We start from the raw sequence: 18,858 nt of genomic DNA on the forward strand, positions 1-18,858 counted from the left end.
CTCAGGCGGCGGTGCTGCTGGACGACGTCCCCGCGCTCGACGTCCCCGCGCTCGACGTCCCCGCGCTCGACGTCTTCGAGTCCGAGGACGAAGACGACGAGGACGAAGACGACGCAGACGACGCAGACGGTGACGAAGACGACGAGCTCGTGGACGCCGGCGAGCTGCTCGACGAGGAGCCGCGGCTGTCGTTGCGGTAGAAACCGGAGCCCTTGAAGACAATGCCGACCGCGGAGAACACCTTCTTCAGGCGGCCCTGGCAGGTGGGGCACTCGGTCAGAGCGTCGTCGGTGAACTTCTGCACCGCCTCGAGGCCCTCGCCGCACTCGGTGCACTGGTACTGGTAGGTGGGCACTGTCTTCCTCCTGGCACTCTCACTCGATGAGTGCTAACGACGGTCCATAGTGACGTATTCCTCGGGATCAGTCCACTGTCACCGGCTCGCGGTGACCGACGCCACGTGCGACGGTCCGGGTCCGGGGCGGGGCGGCCGGCCGCGGCCGCAGCGCGAGCAGGGTCGCCAGCGCCGGTGCCGTGCCCCCGAGCGGCACCAGGAACGCGGCGCCGTCCCACAGGTGGTCCTCCAGCTGCCCGGCGACGGTGACGGCCCCCGCCTGGCCCAGCGCCACCGCGCCGGTCAGCCAGGTGAACGCCTCGGTGCGGGCCCCTGCCGGGACCAGGTCCTCGACCAGCGTGTAGCCGGTGATCAGGGCGGGCGCGACGCACATGCCGACCAGCAGGCCGAGCCCGGCGAGCAGCGGCACCGAGTGCGCGGCCCACAGGCCGGCGGCGGCCAGGACGAGCGCGCCGTAGCCGACGACCAGGCGTCGCTGCGGGGCCGCCTTCCAGGCGACGGCGCCGCACGCGATGCCGGAGAACATGTTGCCGGCGGCGAAGACGCCGTACAGGACGCCGTTCAGGCCGGGCTCGCCGATCGACTCGGTGAAGGCGGCCAGCGCGACCTGCATGCCGCCGAAGACGGAGCCGATGCCGAGGAACGCCACGGCCAGCACCCGCACCCCGGGCACGCGCAGCGCCGAGGCGTGCTTCACGCGCGCGTGCCCGCCGGTGCCGGCCGGCGGCTGCGTGCTCTTGCGCGCGGCGAACAGCAGACCGCCGGCCAGGGTCAGCGCGGCCTCGGTCACCAGGCCCGCCGCCGGGTCCACGGCGGTGCACAGGGCGGTGGCGAGCAGCGGGCCGACGACGAAGGCCAGCTCGTCGGTGACGGACTCGAAGGCCGCCGCCGTGTTCATCAGGGGGGTGCCCCGGAGCTGCACGGCCCAGCGGGCGCGCACCATGGGGCCGATCTGCGGCACCGAGGCTCCCGTGGGGACGGCCGCCGCGAGCAGCGCCCACAGGGGGGCGTCCGCCAGGGCCAGCGCGGTCAGGGCGAGGCCCGCGAGCGCGTGCGCCGGCACGCCCGGGATCAGCACGGCGCGCTGCCCGAAGCGGTCCGCCAGACGGCCGCTCCAGGGCGCGAACAGCGCCATGGAGACGCCGGTGACGGCCGCGGCGGCGCCGGCCGCGGCGTAGGAGCCGGTGGTGTGCCGCACCAGCAGCACGATGGAGATCGTCAGCATCGCGAACGGCTGGCGCGCGGCGAAGCCGGGCAGCAGGAACGTCCAGGCGCCGTGCGTGCGCAGCAGATGCCCGTATCCGGGGCGGGAGGTCTTCGACGAGGTGACCGTGGACGCCACGGCCCTGGCCTTTCTGCCGCCTGGTAGCGCGGCCCGCTCGCGGTGGGCCGGGCGCCGAGAGCTGTCCTCTTGCGCGCACTGCGGTTGATACCGGCGTCCACCGCGTCGAAGGGCTCGTCCGGCCGCCATACGGTCGCGCCAGCTCTGCGTCAGGCAGAGTCGGTTCGATCTGGGTGACGCCCGCATCGTACCGGTCGACGGTCCCGCCTGCCGGTGAAAACGAGCACCATGAGGGCGCCCACCTGCGATTAGGCCGATCCGCTCGTACCGAGCCAGCCGGCCAGCTTGCCGCCGCGGCCGACCGCCCGCAGCCGCCGCTCGGCGGCGTCCCGGACCGGGTCGGTGGCGACCACCAGCAGTTCGTCGCCCCGGCGCAGCACGGTCGTCGGCAGGGGCACGAACGACGTGCCGTCGCGGACCACGAGGGTGACCGCGGACCCGGCCGGCAGCCGCAGCTCGTTGACCTCGACGCCGTGCATCCGCGACCCGCGCGGGATGCTGACGGACAGCAGGTGCCCGCCCAGCCGCTCCAGGGGGGCGGACTCGATGCCGAGGTCGGCGGCCTCGGCGCTGTCGCGCAGGTGCAGCGTGCGGGCCAGCCAGGGCAGCGTCGGGCCCTGGACCAGGGTGTAGACGACGACCAGGACGAAGACGATGTTGAAGATGCGACGGCTGCCGTCCACGCCGCTCACCATGGGGATGGTCGCCAGGATGATGGGCACGGCGCCGCGCAGCCCGGCCCAGGACATCAGCGCCTGCTCCTGCCACGGCACCCGGAACGGCAGCAGGCACAGCACGACGCTCAGCGGCCGCGCCACCATGGTCAGCACCAGCCCGATGAGCAGCGCGGGCAGGATGTCGTCGCCCAGTTCGTGCGGGGTGACGAGCAGGCCGAGCAGGACGAACATGCCGATCTGGGCGATCCAGCCGAGCCCTTCGGCGAAGCCGCGCGTGGCGGGCCAGTGCGCCAGGCGCGCGTTGCCCATCACCATCGAGGCGAGGTAGACGGCGAGGAAGCCGCTGCCGTGGGCCAGCGCGCCCGCCGCGTACGCGGCGACCGCGATCGCCATCACGGCGATCGGATAGAGGCCGGACGCGGGCAGCGCCACGTGCCGCAGCCCCCAGGAGCCCAGCCAGCCCACGGCCAGGCCGATGGCGGCGCCGATCGCGAGTTCCAGCAGGATCTCGCCGACCAGCACGTACCAGTGCTCGACCGGGCCGACCGCGGAGAACGACACCACCAGGATGACCACGGGCGCGTCGTTGAAGCCGGACTCGGCCTCCAGCGTGCCCGTCACGCGCGCGGGCAGCGGGATCTTCCGCAGCACCGAGAAGACCGCCGCAGCGTCGGTGGAGGAGACCACGGCGCCGATGATGAGCGCCTGGCGCCACTCCAGCCCGACCAGGTAGTGCGCCGCCGACGCGGTGATCCCGACGCTCACCGCGACCCCGCCCAGCGCCAGCGCGGTGGCCGCGGGCAGGGCGGGCCTGATCTCCTTCCACTTCGTGCCGAGACCGCCCTCGGCCAGGATCACGACCAGGGCGGCGTACCCGATGACCTGGGTCAGCCCGGCGTCGTCGAAGTGGATGTCGCCGATCCCGTCCTGGCCCATGAGAACGCCGATGCCGAGGTAGACGAGCAGGCTGGGGAGCCCGCTGCGCGAGGAGATCCGGACCGCGGCCACGGCGACGAGCAGGACGAGCGAGCAGACGAGCAGGAGTTCGTTGAGGGCGTGGACAGTCAGCGGCCGATTCCTTCCCTGGTGAAGTTACTTCGTTACCTTACCTAATTCTTGACGATTTCTTGACGCTTGTCCGGGCATGATCGAACGTCCGTCCGCGCTGGTTGCCCACTCCGCGTCAAGTCCCACCGGGCCCTGCGCCTATGGTTGCTCCAGCACTCCAGTACCGCCTGCCGCTCGCGTTAGGACAGCAAGGACAGCGATGCCCCCCAACACCACCGCCTCAACGGGTCAGCAGCCCGGCAAGTCCGGCAGGAAGAAGGGGCGCAAAGCCCGACTGATCGTGCTCGTGCTGGTGCTGGCCGTCCTGGGCGGCATCGCCTTCGGCGCGTACTGGTCCATCAGCACCGTGCGTGCCTCCTTCCCGCAGACCAAGGGCTCGATCACGCTGCCGGGCCTGACCGCACCCGTCGACGTCAAGCGCGACGGCTACGGCATCCCGCAGATCTACGCCTCCTCCGACGAGGACCTGTTCATGGCCCAGGGCTACGTCCAGGCCCAGGACCGGTTCTACGAGATGGACGTCCGCCGGCACATGACCGCGGGACGCCTGTCGGAGATGTTCGGCGAGGGACAGGTCGAGAACGACGAGTTCCTGCGCACGCTGGGCTGGCAGCGCACCGCGCAGAAGGAGTACGACACCGAGCTCTCCGCCGCGACCAAGAAGTACCTCCAGGCGTACGCCGAGGGAGTCAACGCCTACCTGGCGGGCAAGAACGCCGAGGACATCTCCCTGGAGTACGCGGCCTTCGGCCTCAGCAACGACTACAAGCCCCAGAAGTGGACCCCGGTCGACTCGGTGGCGTGGCTGAAGGCGATGGCCTGGGACCTGCGCGGCAACATGCAGGACGAGATCGACCGCGCCCTGATGACCAGCCGCCTCGGCCCGAAGCAGATCGCCGACCTGTACCCGCGCTACCCGTACGACCGCAACCAGGTCGTCGTCCGGCAGGGCCAGTACGACGACCTCACCCAGACCTTCGGCGGCGGCACCGCGGACGACGGCTCGGCGGACGGCACGTCCGCGGACGGGACCTCCTCCGACGGGATCTCCTCGGACGGCACCTCGTCCGACGGGATCTCCTCGGACGGCACCTCGTCCGACGGCATCTCCGACGGCACCTCCACGGGCGACGGGACGGGCTCCACGGACGCCTCGGCGGTCTCCTCCTCGGCGGACTCCTCGGCGCTCCAGAGCCAGCTCACGGGCCTCTACGCCGAGCTGGAGGACCTGCCCGAGGCCGTCGGCGTGAACGGCAACGGCATCGGCTCCAACTCGTGGGTCGTCGGCGGCGCGCACACCATCACCGGCAAGCCGCTGCTCGCCAACGACCCGCACCTGTCGCCCGCGCTGCCGTCCGTCTGGTACCAGATGGGCCTGCACTGCCGCACGGTCTCCGACACGTGCCAGTACGACGTCTCCGGCTACACCTTCGCCGGCATGCCGGGCGTGATAATCGGTCACAACCAGGACATCTCCTGGGGGATGACCAATTCCGGCGTCGATGTCACGGACCTCTACCTGGAGAAGCTCACCGGCGACGGCTACCTCTACGACGGCAAGGTGAAGCCCTTCACCACGTACGAGGAGACGATCGAGGTCGCCGGCGGCGAGTCCAAGAAGATCGTGGTCCGGGAGACCAACAACGGACCGCTGCTGTCCGATCGCGAAGACCAGCTGGTGAAGGTCGGCCGGAAGGCCACCGTCGACACCGCCGCTCCCGACCGCGGCGACGGCTACGGCATCGCCCTGCGCTGGACCGCGCTGGAGCCGGGCACCACCATGGAGGCCGTCTTCGCGCTGAACAAGGCGGCCGGCTGGGAGGACTTCCGCGCCGCGGCGGCCCTGTTCGAGGTGCCCTCGCAGAATCTCGTCTACGCCGACACCGACAACCACATCGGCTACACGCTGCCCGGCAGGATCCCCACGCGCGCGGAGGGCCACGACGGCTCCGTGCCGGCGCCGGGCTGGGACTCCGCGTACAGCTGGACCGGCTACGTCGAGCAGGACGAGCTGCCCTACGAGTACGACCCGCAGCGCGGCTACATCGTCACCGCCAACCAGGCCGTCGTCGGTGAGGACTACCCCTACACGCTGACCACGGACTGGGGCTACGGCGCCCGCAGCCAGCGGATCACCGACCTGATCGAGTCGAAGATCAAGGGCGGCGGCAAGGTCTCCACCGAGGACATGCGGCAGATGCAGACGGACAGCAGCAGCGAGATCGCCAAGCTGCTCGTCCCGCAGCTGCTGAAGATCGACCTCGACGACAGGGACGTGCGCGACGCGCAGAAGCTCCTGGAGGGCTGGGACTACACCCAGGACGCCGACTCGGCGGCCGCCGCCTACTTCAACTCGGTCTGGCGCAACGTCCTGAAGCTGGCGTTCGGCAACAAGCTGCCCAGGGAGCTGCGCGTCAAGGGCCAGTGCCTGTGGGTCGAGCCGGTCGACACCACCGGCCCGGTGGACGACGACCGCCGGGTGCGCGAGTGCGGCGAGCGCGAGGCGGGCCAGGCGCAGCCGGACGGCGGCGACCGCTGGTTCGAGGTGGTGCGCGGCCTGATGGACGACCAGGACAGCGACTGGTGGACGACGCCCAAGTCGGGCACCCGCCCCGGCGCCGACAACCGCGACGAGCTGTTCGAGCGTGCCATGATCGACGCCCGCTGGGAGCTGACCGCCGAGCTCGGCAAGGACATCGACTCCTGGAGCTGGGGCCGGCTGCACCGCCTGTTCCTGGAGAACCAGACGCTCGGCACCAGCGGCCCCGGCTTCCTCCAGTACGTCCTCAACCGCGGCCCCTGGGAGCTCGGCGGCGGCGAGTCGACGGTCAACGCCACCGGGTGGAACGCCGCCGGCGGCTACGACGTCGTCTGGGTGCCGTCGATGCGCATGGTGGTCAACCTCGACGACCTCGACAAGTCGAAGTGGATCAACCTCACCGGCGCCTCCGGGCACGCCTACAACGCCCACTACACCGACCAGACCGACAAGTGGGCCAAGGGCGAGCTGCTGGACTGGTCGTTCACCGAGCAGGCGGTCGACAGGAGCACGAGCGACACACTCGTGCTGAAGCCGTGACCCGCTGACGGCGACACCGTGCCGAAGGGCCCTCCACGCGCGCGTGGAGGGCCCTTCGGCGTTCCCCGGGCCTCAGCTCCCGGAGCCCGCGAAGCGGCGCACCCCGGACGGTGTCACCACCGCCTGCACCGGCCGGTCGTGCGGCTCGGCGGGCACGCGCGCGAGGACCTCCGTGTCGTACAGCAGCACCACGAGCGCGGGGCGGGCCGCCGCGCGCTCCAGCCGCGCCAGGACGCGGTCGTAGGACCCTCCGCCGCGCCCGAGACGCATCCCGCGCGCGTCGACCGCGAGCCCCGGCAGCAGCACGGCGTCGGCGCCGGTCACGGCGTCCGGCCCGAGACGCTCGCCGGCGGGCTCCAAGAGCGCCATCCTCCCCCGGTGTTGCACGCGCACCAGGGAGCCCTCCCCGGTGTAGACGCCCCAGTCGAGGTCGTGGTCGGGCAGGAGCACCGGAAGCAGGACGCGTACGCCCCGCGCGCGCAGCGCGTCGATCAGCGCCACGGTGCCGGGCTCGGCGCCCACCGAGACGTACGCCGCCACCGTGCGCGCGTGCGCCAGCTCGGGGAGTTGGAGCGCCCGTTCCGCGAGCACGGCCGAGGCCTCCTCCACGTCACCTGCGGGCAACCTGTTCCTCATCCCGAGGAGTTCTTGCCGCAACGTCCGCTTGTCAGGCTCGCCCATGTGTCCGAGGTGGCTCATCTGTCGCTCCCGTACCGTCTCGAAGTGCTCATATGAGCATGAACTGACCGGAGCCGCAGATTCTCCGCAAAGCCACCGGATATGGTTGCGGACATGACTCAGGCGCAACCACGGATCAGCAAGGCTGTCATTCCCGCAGCAGGGCTCGGGACCCGGTTCCTGCCGGCCACCAAGGCCACTCCCAAGGAGATGCTGCCGGTCGTGGACAAGCCGGCGATCCAGTACGTGGTCGAGGAGGCCGTCGCGGCCGGTCTCGACGACGTCCTCATGATCACGGGCCGGAACAAGCGCCCCCTCGAGGACCACTTCGACCGCAACTACGAGCTCGAGTCGGCCCTGGACAAGAAGGGCGACGCCGAGCGTCTCGCCAAGGTCCAGGAGTCGAGCGACCTCGCGACCATGCACTACGTGCGCCAGGGCGACCCCAGGGGCCTGGGCCACGCCGTCCTGTGCGCGGCACCCCACGTCGGCGACGAGCCCTTCGCGGTGCTCCTGGGCGACGACCTCATCGACCCGCGCGACCCGCTCCTGCAGCGCATGATCGACGTCCAGGAGCAGCGCGGCGGCAGCGTCGTGGCGCTCATGGAGGTCGAGCCCGAGCAGATCCACCTCTACGGCTGCGCCGCCGTCGAGATGACCGAGGACAGCGACGTCGTCAAGGTCAACGGACTGGTCGAGAAGCCGGACCCGGCGGACGCCCCGTCGAACTACGCCATCATCGGCCGCTACGTCCTCGACCCGGGCATCTTCGGCATACTGCGCACGACCGAGCCCGGGCGCGGCGGCGAGATCCAGCTGACCGACGCGCTGCAGCAGCTCGCGCAGGACGAGAAGGTCGGCGGCCCGGTGCACGGCGTCGTCTTCAAGGGCCGCCGCTATGACACCGGTGACCGTGGCGACTACCTGCGTGCCATTGTCAGACTCGCGTGCGAACGTGAAGACCTGGGCCCGGACTTCCGGACCTGGCTCCGCAGTTACGTCACCGAGGAGATGTAGCCACTTGAGCACCGCCGCGCCCCGCGCCACCGGCCAGGACCACCTCTGGTCGGTGGACGAACACCTGGAGGACATCCTCGACACCGTCCGCCCCCTCGAACCCATCGAGCTGCAACTGCTCGACGCCCAGGGCTGCGTCCTGGTCGACGACGTCACGGTGCCGGTCTCCCTGCCGCCGTTCGACAACAGCTCCATGGACGGGTACGCGGTACGGGTCGCGGACGTCGCGGGCGCGAGCGAGGAGTTCCCGGCCGTCCTGGAGGTCGTCGGGGACGTCGCCGCGGGCCAGGCCGAGCTGGTGCCCGTGGGGCCCGGCCAGGCCGCCCGCATCATGACCGGTGCCCCCCTGCCGCCCGGCGCCGAGACGGTGGTGCCGGTGGAGTGGACCGACGGCGGCCTCGGCGGGGGCCCCGCCACCGGGATGCGGGCCCGCAGCCTCGGACCCGAGGGCGCCGCCGGGCAGGTGCGCGTGCACCGGCCGGCCGAGGCCCGCGCGCACGTGCGCGCCCAGGGCAGCGACGTCAAGGCCGGCGACCGCGCCCTTGCGGCGGGCACCGTCCTCGGCCCGCCGCAGATCGCCCTGCTCGCCGCGATCGGCCGCGGCACGGTCCGGGTCCGCCCGCGCCCGCGGGTGGTGGTGCTCTCCACCGGCAGCGAACTGGTCCAGCCCGGCGAGGGACTGGGCGGCGGCCAGATCTACGACTCCAACAGCTTCGCCCTCACCGCGGCCGCCCGCGACGCCGGCGCCATCGCCTACCGGGTGGGCGCCGTCGCCGACGACGTCGAGACGCTGCGCACCGCCATCGAGGACCAGCTCGTGCGCGCCGACCTGATGGTCACCACCGGAGGCGTGAGCGTCGGGGCGTACGACGTCGTCAAGGAGGCCCTGTCGCACGTCGGCGACGAGGACGAACCGGGCAGCGGCATCGAGTTCCGCCGGCTCGCCATGCAGCCCGGCAAGCCGCAGGGCTTCGGCTCCATCGGCCCCGAGCACACCCCCCTGCTGGCCCTCCCCGGCAACCCGGTGTCGTCGTACGTGTCCTTCGAGCTCTTCGTCCGCCCCGCGATCCGCACCCTGATGGGCCTGGCGGACGTGCACCGGCCGCGCACCCGGGCGACCCTCGCCGCGGACGCGGCGCTGACCTCGCCGAAGGGACGCCGGCAGTTCCTGCGCGGCAGCTACGCCGACGGGCGGGTGACGCCGGTCGGCGGGGCCGGGTCCCACCTGGTCGCCGCCCTGGCCCAGGCCGACGCGCTGATCGTCGTCCCCGAGGACGCGGAGTCCGTCGAGCCGGGCGCCGAGGTCGAGGTGGTCCTGCTCGGCTGAGCCCCGCGGGTTGGGGGTACCGTGTCGCGCACAACAGGCCCGTGCGCCGCACCGCGACGGGCCCGGACCGGGAGCGCCACACCATGACCGTGCCTTCCCGGGGGCAGACCCCCGGATCCCCCGCGCAGGACCGACTGACGCACATCGACGACGCGGGCGCCGCCCGCATGGTCGACGTGTCGGGCAAGGACGTCACCGCGCGCACCGCGCGCGCGAGCGGACGCGTCCTGGTCGCGCCCCGCGTGATCGAGCTGCTGCGCGGCGAGGGGGTCCCCAAGGGCGACGCCCTCGCCACCGCGCGGATCGCGGGGATCATGGGCGCCAAGCGGACCCCGGACCTGATCCCGCTGTGCCACCCGTTGTCGGTGTCGGGTGTGACACTGGACCTGTCGGTCGCGGACGACGCGGTGGAGATCGTCGCCACCGTGAAGACCACGGACCGCACGGGCGTCGAGATGGAGGCGCTCACCGCGGTCTCCGTCGCCGCGCTCACCGTGATCGACATGGTCAAGGCGGTCGACAAGGGAGCGGTCATCACGGACGTGCGGGTGGAGGAGAAGACGGGCGGCACGTCGGGCGACTGGAGCCGGGCATGACGGACGACGCGGCGCTCGGCGGCGCGCCGGCCGCGGCGTACCGCGCGCTGGTGATCACCGCCTCGAACCGGGCCGCCGCCGGGGTCTACGAGGACCGGGGCGGCCCCCTGATCGCGGACGGCCTGAAGGGCTTCGGGTTCGCCGTCGACGGCCCGCGGGTCGTGCCGGACGGGGAGCCCGTCCGGGCCGCGCTGCGGGCGGGCGTGGACGCCGGGTACGACGTGATCGTCACCACGGGCGGCACCGGTGTCTCGCCCACCGACCGCACCCCCGAGGCCACCCGCGCGGTGCTCGACCGCGAGGTGCCGGGCATCGCGGAGGCGATCCGGGCGTACGGCCGGGACAAGGTGCCCACCGCCGCCCTGTCCCGGGGGCTGGCCGGGGTGGCGGGCGGGACGCTGATCGTCAACCTGCCCGGCTCGACCGGCGGCGTACGCGACGGGCTGGCCGTGCTGGAGCCCCTGCTGAGGCACGCCGTCGACCAGATCCGCGGCGGTGACCATCCCGGACCGGGCAGTGGGGGTGCGAGCTGAACAGCGCATCCTGGCCCGTCGAACTGGTGGAGGGCGATGTCGTCCTCCGGCCGATAAAGCTGCGCGACCAGCGGGTCTGGCGCGAGGTGAACCGGCGCAACCGCGACTGGCTGCGCCCCTGGGAGGCGACCATCCCGCCGCCCGCGCCGGGCGGGCCGGTCGCGCACCGGCCGACGTACCGCCAGATGGTCCGCCATCTGCGCGCGGAGGCGAACGCCGGCCGGATGCTGCCGTTCGTCATCGAGTACCAGGGGCGGCTGGTGGGGCAGTTGACGGTCGCCGGGATCACCTGGGGCTCGATGTGCTCGGGCCACGTCGGCTACTGGGTGGACGAGGCGGTGGCCGGCCGGGGTGTGATGCCGACGGCCGTCGCGCTCGCCGTCGACCACTGTTTCCGCACCCTCGGCCTGCACCGCGTCGAGGTCTGCATTCGCCCCGAGAACGGGCCCAGCCGGCGCGTGGTCGAGAAACTCGGATTCCGCGAGGAGGGCCTCAGGCCCCGTTATCTGCACATCGACGGCGCCTGGCGCGACCACCTCGTGTTCGCGCTGACGGCGGAGGAGGTCCGGGACGGGCTGCTGACCCGCTGGCGCCGGACCCGGGCGCGGAACTCCCCGGGGAACGCGCAGGACATGCCGCAGAACGCTCCCGGGAACCCCGCCTGACCGTCCTGCCCGGGACCTGCCGGGCCCCGCCCGGCAGGTAATTGAATAAGTGTTCGAAATTGATCGGCTCGCGACCGATCTGGAACCATTCCCTTCGCGAGCGGGTCGGCCCGCTGCTGATCGCATGGATCACAAAAAAAGCTCGAAATATCAGCCAGATCGTGCGACACACCGGCTCAATTGGCAGATGGCCTCACGCAAACCCCTCTACCGTGTGAGGCGTGAGCAGCAGCGGCCTCATCTACGCAGTCATTGTCGGGGCCTGGGCCGCCTACTTGGTGCCGATGTGGCTCCGTAGGCAGGACGAGCTGAACGAGGCCCGTCCGACGGAACGCTTCAGCACAGCCATCCGGTTGCTGTCCGGACGGGCGGGCATGGAGCGCCGGTACGCCAAGGACCTGCGGGCGCGCTCCGCCGACGAGGAGGAGCCCGGCTTCGACGACCCGGACGCGGTCACCGACTCGGTGGACGTCCGGGCCTTCGCCGTGCCCCCGGCCCGGCCCCGGGCGGAGGGCGTCCTCCAGGCGGCGGCAGCGGGAGCCGGGCCGGTGTCCGGCGCCCGCACGGCCGGCCCCGCCCCGGGCCGGGACGACGCGCCCGCACCCGCGCGCACCCCGGTCCCCCCGGCCCGCCGCGCCCCCGGCGCGGAGGCGGCCGCGGCACGCGCCCGGCGCTCGAAGGTGCTCGCGCGCCGCCGGCGCACCACCATCATGCTCTTCCTCGCCTTCACGCTCGGCACGGTCGTCGCGGCCGTGGGCGGCCTCGCCTTCCTGTGGGCGCCGGGCGTGCCCGCGGTGCTGCTCAGCGGGTACATCGTGTACCTGCGGGCGCAGGAGCGCCGCCGCTTCGCGTACCAGATGGACCGGCGCCGGGCGGAGGACGCGGCGCAGCGGCTGCGGGAGCGGGCGCGGCAGCCGCGCCGCCACGCGGTGGCCGAGGCGGACTCCGACGAGCCCGAGGAGGGCTCCGAGCCGGAGACCGACCCCGGGCTGTCGGCGCTGGCCGCGGACCGGCGGGCACTGGTGGAGCAGACCGACCACGCCGAGTGGGTCGATCAGCAGCGGGAGCGGCAGCGGCGGCCCGGGCGCGGGGAGAGCTGGGAGCCGGTGCCGGTGCCGCTGCCGACGTACGTGACGGCGCCGGTCGCGCCGCGGGCGACGGCGGACGTCGATCTCGGCGCGCTGGACGCGTGGAGTTCGGCGCGGTCCGGTCCGGTGGCCCCGGACCAGGAGGCTGCCGCGGACGTGCGCGAGCCCGGCGCCGGGGCGCCCGCGACCGGCTCCCCGGCCGGCGCGGAGCCGGAGGGGAGCGGGGACGCGGACGGCGCGGCGGAGAAGGCGGACGGCGAGGGACGCGGGGACGCGCGGCGCCGGGCGGCCTCGGCGCGGCGGGCGCGGGAGCGGGGGCGTACGCCGCTGTTCGACCAGTACGAGGACGGGGAGCGGCCGCGGGCGGCCAACGAGTAGCCCGCCGGCCCCGGGCCCGGGACCGGCGGGAACGGATTTCCAAGCACCCCGATCGGGGTGCTAGAGTTTCACTCGTTGCAAGGGCCTGTGGCGCAGTCCGGTAGCGCACCTCGTTCGCATCGAGGGGGTCTGGGGTTCAAATCCCCACAGGTCCACGCAGCTCGAAGCCCCCACCGACCAAGTCAGTGGGGGCTTCGACGTGTTGGCCCGCGGTCACAGGGGCTTGGCGAAGCAGCGGCTCGCCTCGTGGTGGCGGTAGTAGCCGAACTTGGCGCAGGGCTCGTAGCCGCCGGACGTGTAGAGGGCCATGGCCTCCGGCTGCCGGGTGCCGGTCTCCAGGACCATGCGGACCCGGCCGGCGGCGCGGGCGTCGTCCTCCAGCGCGGCGAGCATGCGCCGGGCGAGGCCGCGGCCGCGCAGCTCCCTGATCACGTACATCCGCTTGAGTTCCGCGTCACCGTCCTCGTTGCCCTCGTCGTTCTTCTCCTGGCTGCGCCAGCCGCCGGTCGCGACGGGGCGGTCGGCCTCGTCGTAGGCGATCAGGTACACGCCGTGCGGCGGCCGGAAGTCCGACGCGTCGAGGGCGGTGGCGTCGCCGCCGTCGCCGTAGCGCTCGTGGTACTCGGCCTGGACCTCGTCGTTGAGCTTCACGGCGTCGGGGTGGTCGAAGGGAACAGGGCGTATATGCATGTTGATGACCGTACATCTATGCGGCAGGGAATCCGGACTTCGTCCAGTGTGCCGGTAAGGTGCCCCGGTGCTCACTGTGACCTCTGTGAATGTCAACGGGCTGCGCGCCGCCGCGAAGAAGGGCTTCGTGGAGTGGCTCGCCGGGACCCGGGCCGACGTGCTCTGCCTGCAGGAGGTGCGGGCCGAGCCGCAGCAGCTGCCCGAGCACGTCCGGGCGCCGCAGGGGTGGCACGTGGCGCACGCGCCGGCGGCCGCCAAGGGGCGCGCGGGTGTCTCCCTGTACACGCGGCGCGAACCGGACGCCGTGCGGGTGGGGTTCGGGTCCACCGAGTTCGACGGCAGCGGGCGCTACGTCGAGGCCGACCTGCCCGGGGTGACGATCGCCTCCCTCTACCTCCCGTCCGGCGAGGTCGGCACCGAGCGGCAGGACGAGAAGGTCCGCTTCATGGGCGAGTTCCTCGCCCACCTCAAGGGCCTGCGGGAGCGGGCCGCCGCCGGCGGGCGCGAGGTGCTCGTCTGCGGCGACTGGAACATCGCCCACCGGCAGGCCGACCTGAAGAACTGGCGCGGCAACACCAGGAACTCCGGCTTCCTGCCGGAGGAACGCGCGTGGCTCACCACCGTGTTCGACCCGCAGGCGGGCGGTTACGTGGACGTGGTGCGCGCCCTGCACCCGGACGTCGAGGGGCCGTACACCTGGTGGTCGTACCGGGGGCGGGCGTTCGACAACGACAGCGGATGGCGCATCGACTACCAGGTCGCCACGCCCGGGCTCGCGCGGCGGGCGGTCAAGGCCTGCGTGGAGCGCGCCGCCGGCCACGGCGAGCGGTGGTCGGACCACGCCCCGGTGACGGTGGTCTACGACCGCCACCAGGCCCGGACCTGACGGACCCTTCCCGTCCGGCTCGCGAGACGCCCCTAGGGACCGTCCGGCAGGTCCCGGGGCCGCTCGCGCATCCTGCGGTCCAGTGCCAGCGAGAGTTCGGCGTCCACCACGCTGCGGGCCAGCGGGCGCAGGCGGGGCAGGTCCCGGGCCGAGGCGTGGCGCAGCACCAGGTCGGTGAAGAGGGCGGCCAGGGCGTCGGCGTGCGCGCGGGCCTCCTTCCCCGCCCGGAGCACCTCCGCGAGCGGGACGCCCTCCCGCACCAGCGCCGCCGACACGTCCAGCAGGCGGCGGCTGATGTGCACGGTCTCGTCGCCGTCGGTGCCGAGGTGGCCCAGGTGCAGCGCGGCGGCCAGGTTCTCGGGCGTGACCTCGCCCTCGAAGCGGGCGGCGAGTTCCTCGGGGGTGAGGCGGACCGGCTCCTCCTCGGTGGGGGTGTCGACGCCGAGCAGGTCGGCCACGTCCCGGCCGTGGTCGAAGGCCTCGGCCAGCTCCGCGATGCCGCTCAGGGTGTGGCCGCGCTCCAGCAGCGCGCCGATCGTGCGCAGCCGGGCCAGGTGGTGGTCGTCGTACCAGGCGATCCTGCCCTCCCGGCGGGGTGGCGGGAGCAGCTTGCGCTCGCGGTAGAAGCGCAGGGTGCGCACCGTGATGCCGGCCAGCCGGGCCAGCTCCTCCACGCGGTACTCACGCTTCTCCGTCACGTCCGCACCCTAAGGCGTACCGCCGGTAACTTTCTGTGGACCGGCCCCTACCCATCGGTACGCCGTTACTCTACCCTCCGATTGCGCCAGTGTTCACTGGCGGGGTTGTGGAGTCGCGGAACGGCATGGAGGGCGTCGGTATGGCCGAGCACGAGCATGTACGGGTGGCGGTGGTCGGGTCGGGGTTCGGCGGGCTCGGGGCCGCCGTGCGGCTGCGCCGCGAAGGGATCACCGACTTCGTCGTGCTGGAACGGGCCGGCGGCGTCGGCGGCACCTGGCGGGACAACAGCTATCCCGGATGCGCCTGCGACGTACCGTCCCACCTCTACTCGTTCTCCTTCGCGCCCAATCCCGACTGGCCGCGCACCTTCTCCGGCCAGGAGCACATCCGCGCCTATCTGGAGCGCGTCACGGACCTGTTCGGGCTGCGCCCGCACATCCGCTTCGACTCGGAGGTGAAGCGGATGACCTGGGACGGCGCCGAGCTGCGGTGGGTGATCGAGACCGTCTCCGGCACCCTCACCGCCGACCTCGTGGTCTCCGCCACCGGGCCGCTGTCCGACCCGAAGATCCCCGAGATCCCGGGGCTGGACACCTTCCCCGGCACGGTGTTCCACTCCGCCCGCTGGGACCACGGCCACGATCTGCGCGGCAGGCGGATCGCCATGGTCGGCACCGGCGCGTCCGCCATCCAGATCGTGCCCGCCATCCAGCCCCGGGCCGGCCGGCTGGTGCTCTTCCAGCGCACCCCGCCCTGGGTGATGCCCCGCGTCGACCGCGCCATCACCGGTGCCGAGCGGCGGCTGCACCGGGCGCTGCCGCTGTCGGCCCGGCTGCGCCGCGGACTGCTCTGGGGCGTCCGGGAGTTGCAGGTCCAGGCGTTCACCAAGCACCCCGAGGAGCTGGGCTTCGTCGAGCGGCTGGCCAAGCGGAACATGGCCCGCGCGATCAAGGACCCGGCCCTGCGTGCCAAGCTCACCCCCGACTACCGCATCGGCTGCAAGCGGATCCTGCTGTCCAGCGAGTACTACCCGGCGCTCGCCCGGCCCAACGTGGACGTGGTCGCCGGCGGGCTGCGCGAGGTCCGCGGCTCGACCCTGGTCGCCGCCGACGGCACCGAGGCCGAGGCCGACACGATCGTCTTCGGCACCGGCTTCCACGTCACCGACATGCCGATCGCCGAGCGGGTCGTCGGGGCGGACGGCCGGACGCTCGCGGAGGCCTGGAAGGGCGGTATGGAGGCCCTGCGCGGCGCCTCGGCGGCCGGGTTCCCGAACTTCATGACGGTCATCGGGCCCAACACCGGCCTGGGCAACTCGTCCATGATCCTGATGATCGAGTCCCAGCTGAACTACCTGGCCGACTACGTGCGGCAGTTGGACGTGCTCGGCGGCCGGGCGGCCCTCGACGCGCGCCCCCGCGCCGTCCGCGCCTGGAACGACAGGGTGCAGCAGCGCATGCGGCGCACGGTGTGGAACACCGGCGGGTGCACCAGCTGGTACCTGGACGCCGACGGCCGCAACACCACGGTCTGGCCCGGCACCACGAGCGAGTTCCGGCGCGCGACGCGCCGGGTGGACCTGGCGGAGTACGAGGTGCTGCGCCCCTCGGCGGCCGGAGCCGCCGGCGCGGACCCGCGGGAGGCCACCGTATGAGCCGCCTGCTGCCCGTCGCCTCCGGCCCCTACGCCCCGCCCGCCCCCGCCCGTGAACTGACGGTCACCTCCGCCGACGGCGCCCGCCTGCACGTGGAGGTGCACGGCCCCGAGGGGGCGCCCGCCGTCGTCCTGGTGCACGGCTGGACCTGCTCGACCGCCTTCTGGGCCGCGCAGATCCGCGCCCTCGCCACCGGTCACCGGGTGATCGCCTACGACCAGCGCGGCCACGGGCGCAGTCCCGCGAGCCGCCTGTGCAGCACAAAGGCGCTCGCCGACGACCTGGAAGCGGTGCTCGCCGCGACCCTCGCGGCCGGGGAGCGGGCGGTGGTCGCCGGGCACTCCATGGGCGGCATGACGGTCATGGCGGCGGCCGGGCGGGAACGTTTCCGCGCGCACGCGGCGGCCGTACTGCTGTGCAGCACGGGCAGTTCCCGGCTGATCGCCGAGTCGACCGTGGTGCCGCTGCGCGCGGGCGGGCTGCGCACCTGGCTGACCGGGCGCGTCCTCGCTTCCCGCGCCCCCCTCGGGCCGGTCACGCCCCTGGCGCGCCGGATCCTCAAGTACGCCACCATGGGCGCCGGTTCCGCGCCGCACATGGTGGAGGCGTGCGCGCGGATCGTGCACGCCTGCCCGCGCACCGTGCGCCACACCTGGTCGCAGGTGCTGTGCCTGCTCGATCTCGACCACGGAGTACGGCAGTTGCGGGTGCCGACGGCGGTCGTGGTCGGCACGCAGGACCGGCTCACGCCCCCGGTGCACGCCCGTGCGCTGGCCGCCGCGCTGCCGCACTGCGTCGGGCTCACCGAGCTGCCCGGCCTCGGGCACATGACCCCGGTGGAGGCTCCCGGGCTGGTCACCGGGAAGATACGCGAACTCGTCAGCACGTACGCACCGCAGGAACCGCTCGGGGAGGGCGCATGAGCAGGGTCGGTCTGGAAGGGCAGGTCGCGGTCGTCACCGGCGCCGCCCGGGGCGTCGGGGAACTGCTCGCCCGCAAGCTGTCGGCGCGCGGCGCCAAGGTGGCGCTGGTCGGCCTGGAACCGGACGAGCTCGAGCGGGTCTCCGGCAGGCTGCACAGCGAGAGCGGCCACTGGTACGCCGACGTCACCGACCACGCGGCCATGGCGCGGGTGGCCCAGGAGGTCAAGGAGCGTTTCGGCAAGGTCGACATCGTCGTCGCCAACGCGGGCGTCGCGGCCGGCGGGCCGTTCGCCGACTCCGACGCGGAGGCCTGGCGGCGGGTGATCGAGGTGAACCTCATCGGTTCCGCGGTGACCGCCCGCGCCTTCCTGCCGGCGCTCACCGAGAGCCGGGGCTACCTGCTCCAGGTCGCCTCCCTCGCCGCGATCACGCCGGCGCCGATGATGACCGCGTACTGCGCGTCCAAGTCGGGCGTGGAGGCGTACGCGCACAGTCTGCGCGCCGAGGTCGGCCACCAGGGCGTGCGGGTCGGCGTCGCGTACCTGTCGTGGACCGACACCGACATGGTGCGCGGGGCCGATCAGGACGACGTCATGCGGGAGTTGCGGCAGCGGCTGCCGTGGCCGGCCGGCAAGACGTACCCGCTGGGACCGGCGGTGGACCGGATGGTGGCCGGGATCGAGCGGCGGCGGAGCCACGTGTACGGGCAGTGGTGGCTGCGCGGAATGCAGGGCGTGCGCGGCGGTTTGCCCGCGCTCATCGGGACGGTGGGGCAGCGCGAGATGCGGCGGTTCGCGCCGCGGCTGCGGGGAATGCGGACGGGCCTGGTGGGCGCGGGCGGCGCGGCCGACGAACAGGCCCGTGCTACACAGCGTAGTTGATCGACATGCGCAGCGTGTTCGTGCGTGCAAATCTGGTCGAGGCCCCATCCCTTACCCACAACGGGAGTGAATCTCATGGGCATGAAGGACCAGTTCCAGGACAAGGCCGAGCAACTGCGCCAGCAGGCGAAGGAGCGGCTCGGGCAGGAGCGGGACGAGACGCGCGAGCGCCCCTCGCAGCCGCAGCCGCGTGAGCGCGGCCGCCGCGATCAGGAGACGGACCGGGAGCGGCGCGAGGCCGAGGACCGTTTCGCCGACGACTACGACGCCTGACCCCGTAGCCGGCTTCACCCGGTGACACAGGGCGCCCTTCCTGCCGGAG

At 73.0% G+C, this 18,858-nt stretch carries 18 protein-coding genes and 1 tRNA gene; 13 read left to right on the forward strand and 6 right to left on the reverse strand.

The window, feature by feature from the left end:
- Nucleotide 1 precedes the first annotated feature (1 nt).
- The 3 genes from ACFF45_RS23725 to ACFF45_RS23735 form a co-directional block, all read right to left on the reverse strand.
- Nucleotides 2-355 (reverse strand): FmdB family zinc ribbon protein, encoded by a 354-nt coding sequence (locus ACFF45_RS23725; RefSeq protein ID WP_381348465.1) that lies wholly within the window; start codon nt 353-355, stop codon nt 2-4.
- A 67-nt stretch (nt 356-422) separates the two neighbouring features.
- Nucleotides 423-1,697, reverse strand: coding sequence for an MFS transporter (locus ACFF45_RS23730; protein ID WP_381348466.1), 1,275 nt, complete (start codon nt 1,695-1,697; stop codon nt 423-425).
- Nucleotides 1,698-1,945: 248 nt separating this feature from the next.
- Nucleotides 1,946-3,442: a potassium/proton antiporter gene (locus ACFF45_RS23735; protein WP_381348498.1), complete on the reverse strand. Its 1,497-nt coding sequence runs from the start codon at nt 3,440-3,442 to the stop codon at nt 1,946-1,948.
- A gap of 199 nt (nt 3,443-3,641) precedes the next feature.
- Between ACFF45_RS23735 and ACFF45_RS23740 the strand changes: the two genes are divergently transcribed.
- Nucleotides 3,642-6,521 carry a penicillin acylase family protein gene (locus ACFF45_RS23740; RefSeq protein WP_381348467.1) on the forward strand — a complete coding sequence of 960 codons (2,880 nt, stop codon included), beginning with the start codon at nt 3,642-3,644 and terminating at the stop codon, nt 6,519-6,521.
- 72 nt (nt 6,522-6,593) lie between these two features.
- Here the strand turns inward: ACFF45_RS23740 and ACFF45_RS23745 are convergent, their stop codons facing one another.
- Nucleotides 6,594-7,220: a 5-formyltetrahydrofolate cyclo-ligase gene (locus ACFF45_RS23745; RefSeq protein ID WP_381348468.1), complete on the reverse strand. Its 627-nt coding sequence runs from the start codon at nt 7,218-7,220 to the stop codon at nt 6,594-6,596.
- 93 nt (nt 7,221-7,313) lie between these two features.
- On the opposite strand from ACFF45_RS23745, the gene galU reads away from it, so the two are divergent.
- From galU to ACFF45_RS23780, 7 genes are all read left to right on the forward strand, one after another.
- The gene (gene galU, locus ACFF45_RS23750) at nt 7,314-8,216 is read left to right on the forward strand and encodes a UTP--glucose-1-phosphate uridylyltransferase GalU (RefSeq protein WP_381348469.1); all 903 of its coding nucleotides are present in this window, start codon (nt 7,314-7,316) and stop codon (nt 8,214-8,216) included.
- Between the two features lie 4 nt (nt 8,217-8,220).
- Entirely contained in the window at nt 8,221-9,543 is a 1,323-nt protein-coding gene (gene glp, locus ACFF45_RS23755; protein WP_381348470.1) for a molybdotransferase-like divisome protein Glp, read from the forward strand.
- A gap of 83 nt (nt 9,544-9,626) precedes the next feature.
- Nucleotides 9,627-10,139 (forward strand): cyclic pyranopterin monophosphate synthase MoaC, encoded by a 513-nt coding sequence (moaC, locus tag ACFF45_RS23760; protein ID WP_381348471.1) that lies wholly within the window; start codon nt 9,627-9,629, stop codon nt 10,137-10,139.
- Nucleotides 10,136-10,672 (forward strand): MogA/MoaB family molybdenum cofactor biosynthesis protein, encoded by a 537-nt coding sequence (locus tag ACFF45_RS23765; protein ID WP_381348472.1) that lies wholly within the window; start codon nt 10,136-10,138, stop codon nt 10,670-10,672. The genes moaC and ACFF45_RS23765 overlap by 4 nt, the downstream gene beginning before the upstream one ends.
- A 26-nt stretch (nt 10,673-10,698) precedes the next feature.
- Nucleotides 10,699-11,337, forward strand: coding sequence for a GNAT family N-acetyltransferase (locus ACFF45_RS23770; RefSeq protein WP_381348473.1), 639 nt, complete (start codon nt 10,699-10,701; stop codon nt 11,335-11,337).
- Between the two features lie 221 nt (nt 11,338-11,558).
- Complete coding sequence (gene sepX / locus ACFF45_RS23775; RefSeq protein WP_381348474.1) at nt 11,559-12,803, forward strand: divisome protein SepX/GlpR; 1,245 nt, start codon at nt 11,559-11,561, stop codon at nt 12,801-12,803.
- A gap of 81 nt (nt 12,804-12,884) precedes the next feature.
- Nucleotides 12,885-12,958: transfer RNA gene (locus tag ACFF45_RS23780), tRNA-Ala, on the forward strand.
- A gap of 58 nt (nt 12,959-13,016) precedes the next feature.
- Here the strand turns inward: ACFF45_RS23780 and ACFF45_RS23785 are convergent.
- Nucleotides 13,017-13,493 (reverse strand): GNAT family N-acetyltransferase, encoded by a 477-nt coding sequence (locus tag ACFF45_RS23785; protein WP_381348475.1) that lies wholly within the window; start codon nt 13,491-13,493, stop codon nt 13,017-13,019.
- Between the two features lie 67 nt (nt 13,494-13,560).
- Between ACFF45_RS23785 and ACFF45_RS23790 the strand changes: the two genes are divergently transcribed.
- Nucleotides 13,561-14,379, forward strand: coding sequence for an exodeoxyribonuclease III (locus ACFF45_RS23790; RefSeq protein WP_381348476.1), 819 nt, complete (start codon nt 13,561-13,563; stop codon nt 14,377-14,379).
- Nucleotides 14,380-14,411: 32 nt separating this feature from the next.
- On the opposite strand, the gene ACFF45_RS23795 is transcribed toward ACFF45_RS23790, so the two are convergent.
- Nucleotides 14,412-15,077, reverse strand: a complete 666-nt coding sequence (locus tag ACFF45_RS23795; protein ID WP_381348477.1) for a MerR family transcriptional regulator — start codon at nt 15,075-15,077, stop codon at nt 14,412-14,414.
- Between the two features lie 140 nt (nt 15,078-15,217).
- On the opposite strand from ACFF45_RS23795, the gene ACFF45_RS23800 reads away from it, so the two are divergent.
- The 4 genes from ACFF45_RS23800 to ACFF45_RS23815 all read left to right on the forward strand — a co-directional run bounded on the left by ACFF45_RS23800 (nt 15,218) and on the right by ACFF45_RS23815 (nt 18,809).
- A complete protein-coding gene (locus tag ACFF45_RS23800) occupies nt 15,218-16,732 on the forward strand; it encodes a flavin-containing monooxygenase (protein WP_381348478.1) in 1,515 nt (504 codons plus the stop codon).
- Nucleotides 16,729-17,655, forward strand: a complete 927-nt coding sequence (locus ACFF45_RS23805) for an alpha/beta fold hydrolase (protein WP_381348479.1) — start codon at nt 16,729-16,731, stop codon at nt 17,653-17,655. Before ACFF45_RS23800 ends, ACFF45_RS23805 begins: the two co-directional genes overlap by 4 nt.
- On the forward strand, nt 17,652-18,536 hold the full coding sequence (locus tag ACFF45_RS23810; RefSeq protein ID WP_381348480.1) for an SDR family oxidoreductase: 885 nt from the start codon (nt 17,652-17,654) through the stop codon (nt 18,534-18,536). The genes ACFF45_RS23805 and ACFF45_RS23810 overlap by 4 nt, the downstream gene beginning before the upstream one ends.
- 75 nt (nt 18,537-18,611) lie before the next feature.
- The gene (locus ACFF45_RS23815; protein ID WP_381348481.1) at nt 18,612-18,809 is read left to right on the forward strand and encodes a hypothetical protein; all 198 of its coding nucleotides are present in this window, start codon (nt 18,612-18,614) and stop codon (nt 18,807-18,809) included.
- Nucleotides 18,810-18,858 lie beyond the last annotated feature (49 nt).

This window comes from Streptomyces cinereospinus, assembly GCF_042430725.1.
Classification (GTDB): domain Bacteria; phylum Actinomycetota; class Actinomycetes; order Streptomycetales; family Streptomycetaceae; genus Streptomyces; species Streptomyces cinereospinus.

Excerpts from the sequence above, each read along its gene's own strand:
- ACFF45_RS23740 (WP_381348467.1), top strand. The coding sequence starts at position 3,642 with ATGCCCCCCAACACCACCGCCTCAACGGGTCAGCAGCCCGGCAAGTCC.
- ACFF45_RS23745 (WP_381348468.1), bottom strand. The coding sequence starts at position 7,220 with ATGAGCCACCTCGGACACATGGGCGAGCCTGACAAGCGGACGTTGCGG.
- galU (WP_381348469.1), top strand. The coding sequence starts at position 7,314 with ATGACTCAGGCGCAACCACGGATCAGCAAGGCTGTCATTCCCGCAGCA.
- moaC (WP_381348471.1), top strand. The coding sequence starts at position 9,627 with ATGACCGTGCCTTCCCGGGGGCAGACCCCCGGATCCCCCGCGCAGGAC.
- ACFF45_RS23765 (WP_381348472.1), top strand. The coding sequence starts at position 10,136 with ATGACGGACGACGCGGCGCTCGGCGGCGCGCCGGCCGCGGCGTACCGC.
- ACFF45_RS23785 (WP_381348475.1), bottom strand. The coding sequence starts at position 13,493 with ATGCATATACGCCCTGTTCCCTTCGACCACCCCGACGCCGTGAAGCTC.
- ACFF45_RS23800 (WP_381348478.1), top strand. The coding sequence starts at position 15,218 with ATGGCCGAGCACGAGCATGTACGGGTGGCGGTGGTCGGGTCGGGGTTC.
- ACFF45_RS23805 (WP_381348479.1), top strand. The coding sequence starts at position 16,729 with ATGAGCCGCCTGCTGCCCGTCGCCTCCGGCCCCTACGCCCCGCCCGCC.
- ACFF45_RS23810 (WP_381348480.1), top strand. The coding sequence starts at position 17,652 with ATGAGCAGGGTCGGTCTGGAAGGGCAGGTCGCGGTCGTCACCGGCGCC.
- ACFF45_RS23815 (WP_381348481.1), top strand. The coding sequence starts at position 18,612 with ATGGGCATGAAGGACCAGTTCCAGGACAAGGCCGAGCAACTGCGCCAG.